Source organism: Nevskia sp. (assembly GCF_021732705.1).
Lineage (GTDB): Bacteria > Pseudomonadota > Gammaproteobacteria > Nevskiales > Nevskiaceae > Nevskia.
On record NZ_JAKFUM010000026.1, the window covers coordinates 39,171 to 54,043 of the forward strand.

Consider the following 14,873-nt stretch of genomic DNA (forward strand, 5'->3'; position numbering starts at 1 on the left):
CACCTTGAACCTGCGACGTCCATGTCTGCCCGAACGATGCGCCTTGCTTCCACCGCCAGCCTGATCCTGATGGCCAGCCTGCTGTCCGGCTGCAATCTGGTCACGCTCAATGCTTCCGGCGACGTCGCCCGCCAGCAGGGCGATCTGATCGTCGTGTCCACCGTGCTGATGCTGCTGATCGTGGTGCCGGTGATGATCCTGACCGGCTGGTTCGCCTGGCATTATCGCGCGTCGAACAAGCGCGCCACCTACGCGCCCGACTGGCATCACTCCACGCAATTGGAGCTGGTGATCTGGTCGGCGCCGCTGCTGATCATCATCGCGCTCGGCGCGGTGACCTGGATCAGCACCCACACGCTCGACCCGTTCCGCAAGCTCGATCGGCTCGACGCCGCGCGTAGCGTGCCGGCGGACGTCAAGCCGCTCAAGGTGCAGGTCGTCGCGCTCGACTGGAAGTGGCTGTTCATCTACCCGGACTACGGCATCGCCACGGTCAACGAGATGGCCGCGCCGGTCGATGTGCCGATCGAGTTCCAGCTGACCGCGTCGACCGTGATGAACACGTTCTATGTGCCGACCTTGGCCGGGATGATCTACACGATGCCGGCGATGGAAACCCGCCTGCATGCGGTGATCAACAAGGCCGGCGATTACGAGGGCCTGTCCGCGCACTACAGCGGTGCCGGCTTCTCCGACATGCGCTTCCGCTTCAAGGGAATGGACGGCGCGGCCTTCGACCAGTGGGTCGCGCAGGTTCGCGAAGCCCCGGCCGAGCTGAACCGCGACGAATATCTGAAGCTCGAACGCCCAAGCGCGAAGGAAGCCGCCCGTCATTACGGCAGGGTCGTCGAAGGCCTGTATGACGCGGCGCTGAACCTATGCGTCGACACGACCAAGATGTGCATGCGCGACATGATGGCGATCGACGCGCGTGGTGGCCTCGGGCTCGCCAACGTCTACAACGTCGCCCGCCTGAGCCACGACGCCGAACGCCGCCGCGGGCAGGACGTTGCTCGGCCGGACAGCTACGTGACGTCGTTGTGCACCGTGCCACCGGACGCCTACATGAGCCCGGTCGATCCGCCGTCCTACGGCCGCGTGCGCCTCGCACCCTGATTCCCAGCCGAAAACTCCCATGACGCCTGCCTCTGCCGAACCTCGTTCCGAGCTGGCGACCCTGCTGTTCGGTCGCCTGAGTCTGGATTCGATTCCTTATCAAGAGCCGATCATCGTGGTGACCTTCCTGGTCGCCGCACTGGCCGGCATCTCGGTGCTGACCTGGATCACTCGCGCCCGCGCCTGGGGCTGGTTGTGGCGCGACTGGTTCTGCTCGATCGATCACAAGAAGATCGGCGTGATGTACATGGTGCTCGGCTTCGTGATGCTGCTGCGGGGCTTTGCCGACGCGATCATGATGCGCGCCCAGCAGGCGATGGCCTTCGGCGATTCAGCTGGCTATCTGCCGCCGCATCACTACGACCAGATCTTCACGGCCCACGGCGTGATCATGATCTTCTTCGTCGCGATGCCGTTCGTGACGGGGCTGATGAACTACATCGTGCCGCTGCAGATCGGCGCACGCGATGTCGCCTTCCCGTTCCTGAACAACTTCAGCTTCTGGATGACCACGGCGGGTGCGGCGCTGGTGATGGCCTCGCTGTTCATCGGCGAGTTCGCGACCACCGGCTGGCTGGCGTTTCCGCCGCTGTCCGGCGCTGACTACAGCCCCGGTGTCGGGGTCGATTACTACATCTGGGCGCTGCAGATCGCCGGCGTCGGCACCTTGTTGTCCGGCGTCAACCTGATCGTGACGATCGTGAAGATGCGGGCGCCGGGCATGAGCCTGATGAAGATGCCGGTGTTCACTTGGACCGCGCTGTGCACCAACGTGCTGATCGTCGCCGCGTTCCCGGTGCTGACGGCGGTGCTGCTGCTGCTCGGGCTGGATCGCACGGTGGGCACCAACTTCTTCACCAACGACTTCGGCGGCAACCCGATGATGTACGTGAACATGATCTGGATCTGGGGCCACCCCGAGGTCTACATCCTGATCCTGCCGCTGTTCGGCGTGTTCTCCGAAGTGGTGTCGACCTTCGCCGGCAAGCGCCTGTTCGGCTACACCTCGATGGTCTACGCAACCGTCGTCATCACCATCCTGTCGTACCTCGTGTGGCTGCATCACTTCTTCACGATGGGCTCGGGTGCCAGTGTCAACAGCTTCTTCGGCATCACCACGATGATCATCTCGATCCCGACCGGGGCCAAGCTGTTCAACTGGCTGTTCACGATGTATCGCGGCCGCATCCGCTTCGAACTGCCGATGCTGTGGATGATGGGCTTCATGTTCACCTTCGTCGTCGGCGGCATGACCGGCGTGCTGCTCGCGGTGCCGCCGGCCGACTTCGTGCTGCACAACTCGCTGTTCCTGATCGCGCACTTCCACAACGTGATCATCGGCGGCGTGGTGTTCGGCGTGTTTGCCGCGATCAGCTACTGGTACCCGAAGGTGTTCGGCTACAAGCTCGACGTGTTCTGGGGCAAGGCCAGTTTCTGGTGCTGGCAGATCGGCTTCCTGTTCGCCTTCATGCCGCTGTACGTGCTCGGCCTGATGGGCGTGACCCGCCGGGTCAGCCACTTCGAGGACACGAGCCTGCAGCCGTTCTTCATCGTGGCCGCCTTCGGTGCGGTGCTGATCGGCTGCGGCATCCTCGCGTCGCTGATCCAGTTCTATGTCAGCTACCAGCGCCGCGAGCAGCTGCGCGACGTCAGCGGCGATCCCTGGGATGGCCGCACGCTGGAATGGGCCACCGCGTCACCGCCGCCGGACTACAACTTCGCGTTCACACCGCGGGTGCATGACATCGACGCCTGGTGGGACATGAAGCGCGGCGGCTACGTGCGTCCGACTTCGGGTTTCATCGCCATCCACATGCCGCGTGGCACCTCGGCCGGCATCATCCTCGCCGGCATCAGCGCCGTGCTCGGCTTCGCGCTGATCTGGCACATCTGGTGGCTGGCGGTGAGCGGTTTCGCGGGCCTCGTCGGCTTCGCGATCTTCCACACCTTCAACCTGAACCGCGATTTCCACATCCCGGCCGATGAAGTCACCCGAGTCGAGGACGCCCGCACTCGCGCCCTTGCCGCGACCGGAGCCTGAGACCATGAGCGCACACACGTCGACGATGGCGGTGGAAGGCGCGGACCGCTGGCTGGTCCGCGAGGAACTGCACGCCCAGCCGGGCACGATGCTCGGCTTCTGGCTGTACCTGATGAGCGACTGCCTGATCTTCGCCTGCCTGTTCGCGATGTATGGCGTCGTCGGTGGCAACTACGCGGCGGGGCCGAGCCCGAAGGATCTGTTCGAGCTGCCGCTGGTTGCGGTCAACACCGCGATGCTGCTTTTCAGCTCGATCACCTATGGCTTCGCGATGATCGAGATGCAGCGCCGCCGCGTGAACGCGACGATCGGCTGGCTGGCGGTCACCGGCCTGTTCGGCCTGGTCTTCCTCGGCATCGAGCTCTACGAGTTCCACCACCTGATCCACGAAGGCGCCGGCCCGCAGCGCAGCGCTTTCCTGTCAGCCTTCTTCACCTTGGTCGGCACCCACGGCCTGCATGTCAGCTTCGGCATCGTCTGGCTGGTGACCCTGATCGTGCAGCTGAAGCGCTGGGGCCTGACGGACAGCACGCGCCGTCGTCTGGCCTGCCTGTCGATGTTCTGGCACTTCCTCGATCTGATCTGGATCGGCGTCTTCACCTATGTGTACCTGATGGGAGTGCTGCGATGAGCGCCGCTGACCTGCAAAAGGCTTCGGCCACCGACGACTTCATTCATGGCCACGACGGGCCGCATGGCCACGACGATGCGCACGATGACGGCATTCCGCATGCGAGCTTCAAGGACTACCTGATCGGCTTCGCGCTGTCGGTGCTGCTGACCGCCGTGCCGTTCTGGCTGGTGATGAACGACGTGCTGCCGTCGAAGCTCGCGACGACGGCGATCATCGTGGTGTTCGCCGTCGCCCAGATGCTGGTGCACATCGTCTACTTCCTGCATCTCGACACCCGTTCGCAGGGTGGCTGGAACATGCTGGCGGCAATCTTCACCGTGGTGCTGGTGGTGATCACCATCGCTGGCTCGCTGTGGGTCATGTTCCACATGAACGAGAACATGACGCCGATGAGCCCGCAAGAGATGCGCATCTCGCCGGGATGAAATCCCGCCTGAATGCCCGCCGGTTCGCCCTGCTCGCAGTGCTGGCAGCCGCGGTCGTCGGGTTGGTGCTGCTCGGCAACTGGCAGTTGGCGCGGCGCGAATGGAAGCTGGCGTTGATCGAGCGCGTGACACGGCACTTGGCGGCGGCCCCGGTTGCCGCGCCTGGTCCCGCGCAATGGTCGGCGATCGGTCGGGAAGACGCCTATCGCCGGCTAAGCGTCGAAGGCGTGTTTCATCACGAACTGGAAACCTGCACGAAAGCGGTCACTGAGCGCGGCGCCGGTTGCTGGGTACTGACGCCGTTGCAAGCCACCGATGGCCACTGGCTGCTGGTCAATCGCGGCTTCGTCGACGACGCGCATCGCGATCCTGCGACGCGCGCAGCAGGGCAGGTGGACGGCGCGGTCACCATCACCGGCCTGCTTAGGCTCAGCGAACCCGGCGGCGGCTTTCTGCGCGCCAACGATCCGGCCGGCAACCGCTGGTACTCGCGCGACGTCGCGGCCATCGCCATGGCGCGTGGACTGCCATCCGATCGGACCGCGCCGTATTTCCTCGATGCTGATATCGCCTCGTCCGTCCCCGATGGCCCGGTCGGTGGGCTCACGGTGATCAAGTTCGCCAACAGTCATCTGGCCTATGCGCTGACCTGGTACGGGCTGGCGCTGATGGTGCTGGCCGGAATCGGGCTGCTGCTGCGGCCGGAGCCGCCGCAAGCGAGTCAGGTCTGAGGCGGACCTTCAGCGCATGCCGCCGCGCTGCTAGCATGCGGCCCATGTCGTCTTCCCAGCCGCCCGCTCGCAGCAAGTCGCTGCTCGACTCGCTAGGCGAAACCGCGAACCAGCAGAACGCCATGCTGCTGGTGCAGCTGCGCTGGCTGGCGGTGTTCGGTCAGGCCTTCACCATCGTGCTCGGCACCGTGCTGTTCGACCTGCGGCTGCCGATGGCGCCGATGTTTCTGGTGGTCGGCGGGCTGGTGCTGCTGAACATGGTCAGCATGCTGCGGCCGAGGCGCAATGGCGAGGTCACCAATGCCGAGCAGATGACCGGTCTCGTGCTCGACATGACAGCGCTCAGTGCCTTGCTGTTCCTCAGTGGCGGCGCCACCAATCCTTTCGCGTTCCTGTACGTGCTGCAGGTGATGCTCGGTGCCGTGCTGCTCGAAGCCTGGTCGACCTGGGTGCTGGCCTCGTATGCCTGCCTGAGCTTCGCGCTGCTGGTTCCGTTTCACCGGCCGCTGATGATCAATGGCCGCGAGAACGATCTCGGCCATCTGCTACAGCTGCACGTCACCGGCACGCTGATCTGCTTCGTGCTGGTGGTGGTGCTGCTCGTGCTGTTTACCGGACGGATCATCGCCAATCTCCGCCGGCGCGACCTGCGGCTGGCCGATCTGCGTCAGCAGGCCGTCGAGCATGACCATATCGTCCGCATGGGCCTGCTGGCCTCCGGCGCTGCCCATGAACTCGGAACGCCGATGGCGACGATGTCGGTCATTCTCGGGGACTGGCGAAGAATGGCTGCGTTCCGGGACGACGCCGACCTGCGCGCGGAACTCGACGAGATGGAAACCGCGCTGCAGCGCTGCAAGCGCATCGTCGGCGGCATCCTGATGTCGGCCGGCGAGGCGCGTGGCGAAGCGCCGTCGCTGACCACGGTGGCCGATGCCGTGACGGCGCTCGTGGCGCGCTGGGGCCCGGTCGCGCCCGGCATTCCGCTTGCCGTCACCATCGAGGAGCCGCTCGACGAAGTCGCGTTCCGGCGGACGCCGATCGTCTCCGATACCTCGCTGCGCCAGATGGTGTTCAACGTGCTGGACAACGCCCGCGAGGCATCGCCGCAATGGGTCGGGCTGTCGGTGCGCTGTCATGACGGCGAAATCCGGCTGACGGTGCGCGACCGCGGGCCCGGCTTCAGCGCCGAGATGCTGCAGAATCTCGGCAAGCCGTATCAATCGAGCAAGGATCGCCCGGGCAGCGGACTCGGCCTGTTCCTCGTGATGAACGTGATGCGCAAGCTCGGTGGTGATCTGCAGGCCGAGAACGCCGTCGACGGCGGCGCCGTGGTGAGCCTGCGTCTGCCGATGGCGGCGCTGACCGTCAACCCTTGAGAAGCGCGAGATGGAATCGCCAATGGAAACCAACGGCAGGGTCCTCCTGCTGGTCGAGGACGATGAAGCGTTCGCGCGCACGCTGCGCCGCTCGTTCGAACGCCGTGGTTACGTCGTGCACTCGGCCGCCAGTCTGGAGGCCGTGCGCCAGCAGCTGGCCGGCATCGCGCCGACCCATGCCGTGGTCGACCTGAAGCTCGGCGCGGAGTCTGGTCTGGCCGTCGTTCGCCATCTGCACGAGCACGATCCGGAACTGCTGATCGTGGTGTTGACCGGCTTCGCGAGCATCGCCACGGCGGTCGAGGCGATCAAGCTCGGCGCCAGCAACTACCTCGTGAAGCCGTCGAACACCGACGACATAGAAGCCGCCTTCACCGGCGAGACGACCGCCGAAGCGGCCGAGACGCCGCTGAGCACGCGACCGACGTCGATCAAGACCCTGGAAATGGAGCGCATCCACGAGATGCTGGCCGAAACCAATTTCAACATTTCGGAAACCGCTCGCCGTCTCGGCATGCATCGCCGAACGCTGGCTCGGAAGCTGGCCAAGCGCTGGGTCCCGCAGTAGGTCGCCGCGGGCACCGTCAGAACCGGTATTGGCGTCGATCCAGACTTTGGTCGGGCAAGGCGCATCGCCAAGTCGAGTCTGATCGATGTCCGCCGTGGCGCGCGTTCGGAGCGACAGCACGCTGGACGGCCACGATCGAAACAACTGCGCCACGCTCACGAGGAATGCCGATGAAGACCCGCGTCACCGAACTGCTGGGCACGAAGTACCCGATCATTCAGGGCGGAATGATGTGGGTTGGCAGGGCCGAACTGGCCGCCGCCGTTTCCAATGCCGGCGGCTTCGGCATCCTGACCGCGCTGACGCAGCCAACGCCGGAAGATCTGGCCAAGGAAATCGCGCGCTGCCGAATGATGACCGACCAGCCGTTCGGCGTGAACCTGACGATCCTGCCGTCGGCCAAGCCGCCGCCGTACGAGGCCTATCTCGATGCCGCGCTCGACAACGGCATCAAGGTGCTGGAAACCGCCGGCAACAATCCCAAGGAGTTCATCGCCAAGGCCAAGGCGCGCGGCGTGAAGATCATCCACAAGTGCACGGCGATCCGTCATGCCTTGAGCGCCGAGCGCAATGGCGTCGACGCGGTGTCGATCGATGGCTACGAGTGCGCCGGGCATCCGGGCGAGGACGGCATCGGCTGTCTGATCCTGTTCGCGATCGCCGTGAAGAAGCTGCAGATTCCGCTGATCGCCTCCGGCGGCATCGCCGATGGCCGGACGATGGCGGCCGCGTTCGCGCTGGGCGTGGAAGGCGTGAACATGGGCACGCGCTTCTGCGTGACGCAGGAGGCGCCGATCCACGACAACATCAAGCAGCTGCTGGTGAAGTCGAGCGAGCGCGATACCAACCTGATCTTCCGCACGCTGCACAACACCGGTCGCGTGCTGAAGACGGTGGTGTCCGACGAAGTCGTCGCGATCGAGAACCGTCCGGGCGGCTGCGAGTTCAAGGACATCCAGCATCTGGTGTCCGGCGCCAAGGGTCGGGTGGCGCTGGAAACCGGCGACGTGTCCGCCGGGCTGATCTGGGCCGGGCAGTCGGTCGGCCTGATCGACGACATTCCGACCTGTGCCGAACTGATCGACACCATGGTTCGCGAATGCCGGGAGCAGCTGGCCACGGCGCAGCAGCGCGTCAGCTGATCCGGGACGGGCAGGGTGTCGCCACGCGACGCCCTGCCATGCGGAGTCAACCCGTCAGGCGCTCGCCCGTGCGCGTGCGCAACCGCGTCGGTGCAGCGCACCGTTTCGAATGGAGCCCGTGTTGCGCGCGTCGGCGGTCTGCACAGGCTCAGCCTGCGCGGAATCCGCCGCATCGACCGCGCATCCGCAGCCTGACGATTCGCCGAAGCGCGCCGAATCGTCAGGCGGCGGCCCGTCTGGCGATCAGGCCACGGTTTCGGCTTCGGGTGCCGTGCGCGGCTGCTTGAGCGACTGCAGGAACGCGCCGACCTGCTGCGTGATCTCGTCGGCGCGCGGGACGTAGCGCGACATGTAGGACACCGCGTGAACCAGTCCTTCCAGCCGATGGATGCGCGCGGGTACGCCGGCGGCCTGCAGCGCGCGGCCGTAGTCTTCGCCTTCGTCGCAGGTTGGATCGCACTCGGCGGTGAGGATCAGCGCGGGCGCGAGGCCGGCCAGCGAGCGTGCCCGTGCCGGCGAGGCCAGCGGCGACGCCGCCTTGGCCATGTCGCCGAGATACGCACCCCACATGCCGATGGCGGCAACGGTCTTGAGCACCGGCCCGTTCGCGTACTCGACTCTCGATCGTGTGTTGGCCTCGGCATCGATGGTCGGATAGACCAGCACCTGGCCGGCCAGCGCAGGGCCGCCCTCGTCGCGGGCGCGCTGTGCGGCGACGGCGGCAAGCAAGCCGCCCGCGCTCTCGCCCATGATGACGAGCTGCGCCGGGTCGCCGCCGTGTCTGGCGATATTCGCGGCGGTCCACTGCAACGCCGCGAAGCTGTCGTCGGTGGCCGCCGGGAACGGCGCTTCGGGCGCCAGCCGGTAGCTCGGCGCGACGACGATGGCCTGCAGGTCTTCGGCGGGGTTGCCGCAGACGCCGGCACACATGTCGATGCTGCCGGCAATGAAGCCGCCGCCGTGCACGTACATGATCACCGGCAGCGGGCCTTTGGCATGCCGGGGCTTGTACAGATACACCCGCCGCGTATCCGCGGGCCCGGCAAATGTGGTCTCGATCCGCTCGACCGACGCCGGCACCGGCTTCTGCAGGTCAATGAAGCTCTCGACCAGCGCTCGCGCCTCGTCGACCGAGCATTCGTCGAGTGACTTGGTCTCCTCCATCAGCATGGCACCGACCACGCTTGCGACGCCAGCATCGATGCGGATCATCGGCGGCACACGCTGTGCCGGCGCACCGTCGATGCTGAAGCCGGCGTAGCCGTGGTCGACCATGTCGCGACACATTTCGCGATACAGCGGTGCGGAGCCGGCGAACATGAACACGCTGCGCGGCTTGCCGGGAATGTTCGCGCCCATGTACCAGGAGTTGGCGCGCGGAAAGAGCGTCATGTTCAGCGTGTCGCTGACCATCTTGAACCACGCCGCCTCTGCTGCAGCGTCCGCCTCGAAGGTCTTCGCGCCGCTGGCCAGCACATGGCGGATCGCGTCGACCGCGATGTCGACGTGATCCTCGATCGCCAGCGGGTTGTTGTAGAGAATGACGGCGCTGGTCGGGCCGGTGATCGTGAACAGGTTCGGGAACCCGGCGCTGGCGATGCCGAGATAGGTGCGCGGCCCGTGCGCCCAACGATCCTGCAGGCGCACGCCGTTGCGTCCGACGATGCCGAGCGCGAACAGGGCCCCGGTCACGGCATCGAAGCCGGTGGCCAGCGCGATGGCGTCGAACGGATGCTCCTGGCCGCCGACACGAATGCCGGTCTCGGTCACTTCCTCCAGTGGGGTCGCGCGCAGGTCGATCAGGCTGACGTTGTCGCGATTGAAGGTTTCGTAGTAGCCCTCTTCGACAGTCGGCCGCTTGGTCGCGTACGGGTGATCGGTGGGACACAGGATTTCGGCCAGTGCCGGGGCCTTGACCTTGGCGCGAATCTTTTGTCGGACGAACTCCGCCACGGTCGCGTTGGCGCGCTCGTCGGTCAGCAGGTCGGCATAGCTCGACGTCAGCAGGTTGAAGCCGCCCTTTTCCCAGAGCTCGTCGTAGCGCGCGCGCCGTTCCTCGGGACTGGCCGCCAGTGCGCTCGGCGCCGGGTTGGCGTACGGCACGCCGAGGAAGCGCTGCCGCGACTTGTGGCGCAGCTGCTGCGCGTTCTGCGCGTTCCACCGCTGCTGTTCGGGCGTCAGCTGCCGGTTCTGCATCGCCACCGCATAGTTCGGCGTGCGCTGGAACACCGTGACGTGCGCCGCCTGCTTCGCGATCTGCGGAATGAGCTGGATGCCGCTCGAACCGGTGCCGATGATGGCAACGCGCTTGCCGCTGAAATCCACGCCCTCGTGCGGCCAGCTGCCGGTGAAATACACCGGCCCCGTGTAACGCTCGAAGCCCGGAAACTCGGCCTGCGACTTGGGCACCGTGACGTTGCCGGTGCCGGCGATGACGAAGCGCGCGGAGACGGTCTCGCCGCTGTCGGTGGTGACCGTCCAGCGCGCATCGGCCTCGTTCCAGACGGTCGACACCACGCGACGCCCGAAGCGGAACGAGCGGGGCAGGTCGAGCTTGTCCGCGACGAATTCGAGATAGCGGAGGATCTCGGGCTGGGCGGCGTAGCGCTCGCTCCAGGTCCATTCGCGCTGGATCTCGTCGGAGAACGAGTAGGCGTAGTGCACCGACTCGATGTCGCAGCGCGCGCCGGGATAGCGGTTCCACCACCAGGTGCCGCCGACGCCGCCGGCCGCGTCGATGCCGACGACATTCAGCCCCAGGTCGTCCCGCAGCCGGTGTACGGCGTACAGACCGGCGAAGCCAGCCCCGATGACGATGGCGTCGAACTGCTGCTCCATGATGATCTCCTCGTTCGCGATGACCCGTCATGTACACGCGGGCTTGGCCAAGAATGGACCGCGTCGCCGTGCAGGACTTGGCAGAATCCGCAAATAATCTGGCAGTTTCCGCAAGCAACGGAGAGGCTGATCATGGCGGGTCCGATGATAGGCAGCATCATCCTGAGCGGTGCCGCCGAGAAGATCCGGCAATGCGGACGCAAGCCCGGTTCGATCGCCCGGAAAGCCGGGATCCCGCCGGCGGCGCTGTCGGATCCGGGTCTGCTGGTCAGCGGTCGCGACGTGATGACGTTCTTCGAGCTGGCAGCCCGGACCTGCCGCTGCCGCACGTTCGGCCTCGAAATGTCAGTGACGGCGCACCTGGGCGCCGTGATCGGACCGTTGTGGCTGCTGCTGCGCCACGCGCAGACGGTCGAGCAGATGTGCATCGATCTGGCAAAGCACTTCGATCTCTACAGCAGCGCCGCCGTGATGGCCTATCGGCCGACGAAAGCTGGCGGGCTGCTGCATTGGTCGGTGGCCACCGGGCATGGCGAGAGCGAGGTCCAGATGTCGGAGTACGCCGTCGCCACGATCCTCGGGGAGATTCGCCTGCATGCGCCGCTCGGATGGACGCCACCCGCCGTGCATTTCCGCCACGAAGCGCCGGTGGACCTGCGGCTGCACCGTCGAATCTTCGGACCGAACCTCCATTTCAACAGCGAACACAACTCGATCGAGCTGGATGCGGCCGTCCTGCGCCGGCCGCATTCGGCCGCAGCGCCGCAGGTTCGATCGCTCGTGCAGAAGGTGCTGCGCAACGAAGAGGGTCTGCCTGCGGCGCCGATCGAGCTGCAGGTGGAAGGTCTGATTCGGGCACTGCTGCCGTATGGCGCCTGTTCCGCAGACGATGTGAGTCAGGCGCTCGGCATTTCGACCCGCACGCTGCAACTGCATCTGCAACTGGCAGGGAAAAGCTTCCGCCTGATCAAGGACGCGGTCCGTGCGGATCTCGCCAGCAAGTATCTGCAGCATTCCGGCCTGAATGTCACGCAGATGGCCGCCCGGCTCGGCTACGGCGACCCGACGTCGCTGAGCCGATCGTTCCGTCGCTGGCATGGCGATTCGGTACGCGGACAGCAGCAGGCGCTGAAGCTGAAGGCGAAGCGTTTGGCGACGCCGACGCGCCCCGTTCGCGATCAGGCCTGACCGGGGCGGTCATGGCACGGAAGGGTCTAGTACCGCGCCCGGGATCAGCGACAGAAACGCGCTGAACAGCCTGCAAGTCGCATCGCGTGGCGTGCTGGCCGTCAGCGCCAGCAGTGCCTTCGCGTGCTCACGCAGCCTTGGCGTGACCCCGTTCGCGACAGCGCAGGAATCTCTGCAGCAATGGATCGTGGACCGAGGCTTCTACCGGGCCGACATCCACCCACTCGATGGCCAGCGCATCCAGTTGCGCGTCATCCGTGCGGGCGCCCTGGCCCATGCGCTGCACCAGACGCTGCAACTGGTACTCGCGCCGCAACGCCTGATCCTCGGGCGGCGTCGGGACATCGGTCAGGATCTCGGCTCGAATGCAGAGCATTCTCAGCGCTGTTTCGTTTGCCGCCAGATCATCCGAATCGGTGCGAGCGAGATTGCGCCGCAGCGCTTCGAGGCCGTTGCGGGGCCAACGCCGGGCGGCCGTGATGAACGCTTCGGCGGCCTGCTTCAGCGATTCCACCTGCTGCGGGTCCTGATTGCAGGCGACAGCCAGCCGGTAGGCGCGAACCTGGTTCGCGGCGGCAAAGAGATCGTGCCAGCTGCGTTCGGCGTCGCGTGCGCGCTGGCGGGCCAACGCGGCTTCGCAACGCTCGACACCGCGGTCGAAGCGCTTGCGCAGCGCCTGGGTGTCCGCGCGGGGAAATTCGCCAAGTGCTTCGAAGGCTGACCGCAGTTCGGCGAGTTGACCCTGATGCTCGGCAGATTCCTGATGCGCGAGCGCGGCAAACGCCTCGAGCTTCTCGCACACGGCAATCGCCTGTGCCTTGTTGTTCTCGAGGCTGGCGGTGAAGGCGTCGAATTCCTGCTGGCGCTTCTGGAAAACGGCATCGCTGTGCTGACGGAACGCGGTCCACAGGCGCTGATCCGCCTCGCGCGGCACCGGACCCACGAGTCGCCACTTCTGCTGCAGGTCCTTCACCGTCTCGATGGCCTTGCGGCCGTCGTCGCTGGCGATCAGGGCTTGCGCGCGCGCGATCAGTGACTCTTTCAGCTTGATGTCGCGCGCGTACTCGGCATCGAGCCGTCCCTGCAACGACGCGGTCACTGCGGAGAATTTGTCCTGCTGCAGCTTGCCGGCCTCGCGTTCCACCGGAGTGTGCTGGCGCCATTCCTCCTTGGCGTCACGCAGCAGCTTGATGATCGCGCGCCAGTCGATCCGGTCGCCCGGCTGGCTCCAGTCCTGTTCAAGCTCGAACGTCGTCAGCCTGGCGAGGATGGCATCGCGATGCCGCAGATTGTCTTCGCGGATGCGGGCTTGCGCGGCAAAGTACTCGCTGCACGGCAGGTAGGCCTTCTGGGCGGCATCATTGAAGCGCTGCCAATCGGCTTCGAGGTTCTCGTCGGTCCCGTCCGCCACACCCTTGCCAAGCGTGCGCCACTCATCGCGCAGGCTCTTGATCTTGTCGGCGAGCGCCAGCGGCTCGAAATCCGCGCCGACGAGCAACTCCATTTCCGTGATCAGCTCGGCGCGCTTCGGTGCCACCGAGAAGCGTTTCCAGTCCTGAAACTCCAATAGCCGTTGGTCGAGCTGCTGAATCTGGGCGGCGAGGGCAGGCGGCAACGACGGCGCCCCCGCCAGCTTGTCGTCGATGGCTTTCCGTACGCCCGCGGCGCGGGCCGTGCTGCCTTCGCTCAGGGCGTCGCCCGCCTTGCGGACCAACCCGGCGATCTGACGCAGCGCCTGCTGCTCGGCCTGTTGCTTCTCGCGCAGTGCGCGCTGCTGCGCTTCGAGCGCTTGCTCGCTTTCCGCCGCCGCGGCAGCCGATTCCAGCATCTGCTGGTCCCGCAGGCGTGCTGCCTCTGCCGCCGCCTCCGCGGCAGCCTGATTGCGCGCTGCCAGAGCCTCTGCCTCGCGGACATGATCGGCGATCGTAGTCCGTGACTGGTCGACCCATTGCTGGACTCGGGCCCGCAACTCGGGATCGGCCTGATCGGCCACCGCATTCCAGCGACGCTCGAACTGCTCCAGCGACGAGCCGTACAGGACGTCGTGCGGGCGTTGGCTGTGCCGCTCCAGCGCCGCTGCGCTCGCCGCAATCTCGGCTTGCAACTGTTCGCGCTGGCGGCTCTGCTCCAGCAGTTGCTCGCGCTTCGTCGTCAGTATCTTGTAGACGCCCTTGTCGTTGCCGCCGCGCGTGTCGCGGACGAGCTGCCGCAGCACCTCCGCATCGTCGATGGCATGCGCAGCGGATTGACGGGTCTTGGTCGACGTACCTTCAACGACGAGCCGAGCGAGGACCTGAAAGTCTCGAGCATCGATCGCCGCCTGCAAGCTGCGCTCCTCGGCAGCGCTGGCAATCGCACGCGCCGCTGCGTCGGGCTTCGGCGCGACCGGATCAGGCTTCGGGCCCGACGCCGATGGACGCGAGGCCACGGGAGCAGCCGACGGCGACGGCGTTTTGCGAAACAGTCGCGACAGGAACGACATGATTGACCTGCACCGCTAAGGGATTGACGGAGCGGGCATTCTACCTGCGCTCCAGCACGGTTTACGGAGACATCCGAAGCTGGCCGCGCCTGATTTCATCCGACTTGTTCCGAGTGCTCGAATGCTGGAGCGTCGAGACGTGTACCTGTCGCGTCGTCGGTGGTGACCGAATCGATGGCAGGACAGATCAGCCGCACGGCTGGGGGTCATCTGGTTGAAGAAGGAAAAAGTGGCGGTTTGGGATTCCTTCAAAATCAATAGCTTACAAGTGTTTTTTGTATAATTGTCTTTATTAACAATGACTTATGGTAGGCCTCAAAATAGACCTT

At 65.7% G+C, this 14,873-nt stretch carries 11 protein-coding genes; 9 read left to right on the plus strand and 2 right to left on the minus strand.

Going from position 1 to position 14,873, the window contains the following annotated elements:
* Positions 1-36: 36 nt before the first annotated feature.
* The 8 genes from cyoA to QZ951_RS20165 all read left to right on the plus strand — a co-directional run bounded on the left by cyoA (position 37) and on the right by QZ951_RS20165 (position 8,036).
* Positions 37-1,116 carry a ubiquinol oxidase subunit II gene (gene cyoA / locus QZ951_RS20130; protein ID WP_293003904.1) on the plus strand — a complete coding sequence of 360 codons (1,080 nt, stop codon included), beginning with the start codon at positions 37-39 and terminating at the stop codon, positions 1,114-1,116.
* Between the two features lie 19 nt (positions 1,117-1,135).
* On the plus strand, positions 1,136-3,157 hold the full coding sequence (gene cyoB, locus QZ951_RS20135) for a cytochrome o ubiquinol oxidase subunit I (protein WP_293003906.1): 2,022 nt from the start codon (positions 1,136-1,138) through the stop codon (positions 3,155-3,157).
* A 25-nt stretch (positions 3,158-3,182) separates the two neighbouring features.
* Positions 3,183-3,788, plus strand: coding sequence for a cytochrome o ubiquinol oxidase subunit III (cyoC, locus tag QZ951_RS20140; protein WP_366944000.1), 606 nt, complete (start codon positions 3,183-3,185; stop codon positions 3,786-3,788).
* Entirely contained in the window at positions 3,785-4,216 is a 432-nt protein-coding gene (gene cyoD / locus QZ951_RS20145; protein ID WP_293003910.1) for a cytochrome o ubiquinol oxidase subunit IV, read from the plus strand. The genes cyoC and cyoD overlap by 4 nt, the downstream gene beginning before the upstream one ends.
* Positions 4,213-4,947 (plus strand): SURF1 family protein, encoded by a 735-nt coding sequence (locus QZ951_RS20150; protein WP_293003912.1) that lies wholly within the window; start codon positions 4,213-4,215, stop codon positions 4,945-4,947. The genes cyoD and QZ951_RS20150 overlap by 4 nt, the downstream gene beginning before the upstream one ends.
* Before the next feature lie 44 nt (positions 4,948-4,991).
* Positions 4,992-6,326, plus strand: coding sequence for an ATP-binding protein (locus QZ951_RS20155; protein WP_293003914.1), 1,335 nt, complete (start codon positions 4,992-4,994; stop codon positions 6,324-6,326).
* 22 nt (positions 6,327-6,348) lie between these two features.
* Positions 6,349-6,894 (plus strand): response regulator transcription factor, encoded by a 546-nt coding sequence (locus tag QZ951_RS20160; protein WP_293003916.1) that lies wholly within the window; start codon positions 6,349-6,351, stop codon positions 6,892-6,894.
* 170 nt (positions 6,895-7,064) lie between these two features.
* Complete coding sequence (locus QZ951_RS20165; RefSeq protein ID WP_293003918.1) at positions 7,065-8,036, plus strand: nitronate monooxygenase family protein; 972 nt, start codon at positions 7,065-7,067, stop codon at positions 8,034-8,036.
* Positions 8,037-8,279: 243 nt separating this feature from the next.
* Here QZ951_RS20165 and QZ951_RS20170 read toward each other — a convergent pair whose 3' ends face one another.
* Positions 8,280-10,808: an alpha/beta hydrolase fold domain-containing protein gene (locus QZ951_RS20170; protein WP_293003924.1), complete on the minus strand. Its 2,529-nt coding sequence runs from the start codon at positions 10,806-10,808 to the stop codon at positions 8,280-8,282.
* Between QZ951_RS20170 and QZ951_RS20175 the strand changes: the two genes are divergently transcribed.
* Positions 10,695-12,062, plus strand: a complete 1,368-nt coding sequence (locus tag QZ951_RS20175; protein ID WP_293003920.1) for an AraC family transcriptional regulator — start codon at positions 10,695-10,697, stop codon at positions 12,060-12,062. The two genes, QZ951_RS20170 and QZ951_RS20175, sit on opposite strands and share 114 nt — an antisense overlap.
* Positions 12,063-12,189: 127 nt before the next feature.
* On the opposite strand, the gene QZ951_RS20180 is transcribed toward QZ951_RS20175, so the two are convergent.
* Entirely contained in the window at positions 12,190-14,544 is a 2,355-nt protein-coding gene (locus QZ951_RS20180) for a DUF349 domain-containing protein (protein ID WP_293003922.1), read from the minus strand.
* Positions 14,545-14,873 lie beyond the last annotated feature (329 nt).

Excerpts from the sequence above, each read along its gene's own strand:
- cyoA (WP_293003904.1), top strand. The coding sequence starts at position 37 with ATGCGCCTTGCTTCCACCGCCAGCCTGATCCTGATGGCCAGCCTGCTG.
- cyoB (WP_293003906.1), top strand. The coding sequence starts at position 1,136 with ATGACGCCTGCCTCTGCCGAACCTCGTTCCGAGCTGGCGACCCTGCTG.
- QZ951_RS20180 (WP_293003922.1), bottom strand. The coding sequence starts at position 14,544 with ATGTCGTTCCTGTCGCGACTGTTTCGCAAAACGCCGTCGCCGTCGGCT.
- cyoC (WP_366944000.1), top strand. The coding sequence starts at position 3,183 with ATGGCGGTGGAAGGCGCGGACCGCTGGCTGGTCCGCGAGGAACTGCAC.
- QZ951_RS20155 (WP_293003914.1), top strand. The coding sequence starts at position 4,992 with ATGTCGTCTTCCCAGCCGCCCGCTCGCAGCAAGTCGCTGCTCGACTCG.
- QZ951_RS20150 (WP_293003912.1), top strand. The coding sequence starts at position 4,213 with ATGAAATCCCGCCTGAATGCCCGCCGGTTCGCCCTGCTCGCAGTGCTG.
- QZ951_RS20160 (WP_293003916.1), top strand. The coding sequence starts at position 6,349 with ATGGAAACCAACGGCAGGGTCCTCCTGCTGGTCGAGGACGATGAAGCG.
- cyoD (WP_293003910.1), top strand. The coding sequence starts at position 3,785 with ATGAGCGCCGCTGACCTGCAAAAGGCTTCGGCCACCGACGACTTCATT.
- QZ951_RS20165 (WP_293003918.1), top strand. The coding sequence starts at position 7,065 with ATGAAGACCCGCGTCACCGAACTGCTGGGCACGAAGTACCCGATCATT.